This window comes from Weissella sp. DD23, from assembly GCF_001579105.1.
Classification (GTDB): domain Bacteria; phylum Bacillota; class Bacilli; order Lactobacillales; family Lactobacillaceae; genus Weissella; species Weissella cibaria.
Map to the genome: position 1 here is coordinate 141,431 of NZ_KQ970391.1, position 1,860 is coordinate 143,290.

Consider the following 1,860-nt stretch of genomic DNA (forward strand, 5'->3'; position numbering starts at 1 on the left):
GCAGGTGCGTCATCTGGTATCGGTGCTGCAACCGCTAAGCTACTTGCTTCAAAGGGAGCCAAGCTGGTTTTGGGGGCGCGACGCGAGGAGCGTTTGGCGGAAATTGCATCCGAAATTGGTGGCGATAACGTTATTTATCAAGCAACTGATGTGACGGATAAGGATCAAGTTAAGGCTTTGATTGACCTAGCCGTAGAAAAGTTTGGCCGTTTGGATGTTTTGTACAACAATGCTGGTATCATGCCACGTGAAAAGTTGGCAGACGCAAAGTTTGAAAACTGGGAAAAGGAAATCAACATTAACATTATGGGTGTTTTGCATGGTATTGCAGCGGCATTGCCAATTATGCAAGAACAAAATGATGGGTTGATTATCACAACCGACTCTGTTGCTGGCCACGTTGTTTATCCTGAATCAGCTGTCTATAACGGAACGAAGTATGCTGTTCGTGCTATCATGGAAGGCCTTCGTCAAGAGGAGCGCTTGCATGGTATCCGTTCAACGATTGTTTCACCAGGTTCAGTGGGAACTGAGTTGATGAGCACTTTGGATAATCCTGAAATGCAAGCAGCGATGGATGAAATGTTTAAGCATGTCTCACAAGAAGAGATGCGTATGAATGTGTTGGATCCAGAAGATATTGCCAATGCAGTGGCGTATGTCGTAGATCAACCAAAGCACGTGTCAATTACGGATATGATTATTCGTCCGACGGCTCAAGAAGTCTAGTATTGATAATGATTGCAAACACTTAAAAGATGCTCACGCCGCACGATCACATTGTGTAGTGTGAGCATCTTTGTCTTGCAGATTGGTCACCGTCTTGTCAGCGAGGGCAATTAAGTCTTCACTTAGCCAGATAGATACCTGCCGGGGTGAGGGAGCCTGTTTTGTGGTTGCGATTTATTATAGTGACACCTAGTGCAGCTTCGAGTAATTTTAATTGACGAGATAGTGCAACTTGGGTTGTGTTGAGCTTGATAGTGGCAGCAGTCAAAGCCCTTTGTATCAACGTTTTCGGAATTGTGTGGATCGAGTACCATTCAAATTTGCGATTTAACGACATTAAAAGCATCTATTACTTCGGTAGTAGTTTGGAATTTAACGAAAAGTTCCAGAGTCAAAAGATTGTTCTTATTTTCTAGCAGTAATATAATGACTGATGTTATTTAAGTGGAGAGGAATTTATCATGACAACCTTATTGGAGTTTGGCAGTGCTTGGTTAATTTTTACTTTTTCATTGTACCAAGGTTTGTTGGAGTTAAATGAACAATTATCAGTAGTTCGTGAACAAAAAGGACAAAGTGAAAAGAAAGTTTCACCATGGCTTTGGTTGTTACCGCCATTGAAGGTGCGCAACGAGAAAAAACGGACCTTGAAAATCTTAGCTGAAAATAATGTGAGTCGAGATCAACTAAGTAAGGTCATTGGATTTTTGGATAAAGCGACAGGCTGGTTCTATGTAGCACTTGGTGGTTGGTTGCTGGCAATTGCCGAAACATATTCGTTAGTAGAAGAGCATGTCGAAGAACATACTATGTTAATATTTGTGATTGTACTAATTCTGTTAACCGGTATGGGTATTGCTAATGGTTTTTACCGGACGAGCGATAAGAGAAAGAAAAAGGCTTTAATGGAGCTAGAGAATCAGCTTCAACAATTAAATAAGTAAGTTTTTCAATGATGATTTGAGTGTTTTGGTTATCCAAAAAAAGGTGCAAAGATATGTATGCAAGCAAAGCATGGAGCGATTTGTGGAGCAATTGATATGTTTTCAGTGATTTTTGGTGACTTTGTATGACTCAGAAACGTTGATTTAACGGCATTCTAGGGTCATGGAGAGTAATCAAAATCGTCTC

At 41.0% G+C, this 1,860-nt stretch carries 3 protein-coding genes; 2 read left to right on the forward strand and 1 reads right to left on the reverse strand.

Translation table 11 applies throughout. The features are described 5' to 3' along the window. The coding region (locus WEIDD23_RS03310; protein WP_156469560.1) for an SDR family oxidoreductase at positions 1–729 on the forward strand (729 nt) is incomplete at its 5' end. A 118-nt stretch (positions 730–847) separates the two neighbouring features. On the opposite strand, the gene WEIDD23_RS12710 is transcribed toward WEIDD23_RS03310, so the two are convergent. Further along, positions 848–1,075 carry a LysR family transcriptional regulator gene (locus tag WEIDD23_RS12710; protein WP_075274781.1) on the reverse strand — a complete coding sequence of 76 codons (228 nt, stop codon included), beginning with the start codon at positions 1,073–1,075 and terminating at the stop codon, positions 848–850. Positions 1,076–1,190: 115 nt separating this feature from the next. Between WEIDD23_RS12710 and WEIDD23_RS03315 the strand changes: the two genes are divergently transcribed. Beyond that, complete coding sequence (locus WEIDD23_RS03315) at positions 1,191–1,673, forward strand: hypothetical protein (RefSeq protein WP_010372201.1); 483 nt, start codon at positions 1,191–1,193, stop codon at positions 1,671–1,673. Positions 1,674–1,860: the final 187 nt, after the last annotated feature.

Coding starts and splice junctions, on each gene's coding strand:
- WEIDD23_RS12710 (WP_075274781.1), bottom strand. CDS start 1,075: ATGCTTTTAATGTCGTTAAATCGCAAATTTGAATGGTACTCGATCCAC.
- WEIDD23_RS03315 (WP_010372201.1), top strand. CDS start 1,191: ATGACAACCTTATTGGAGTTTGGCAGTGCTTGGTTAATTTTTACTTTT.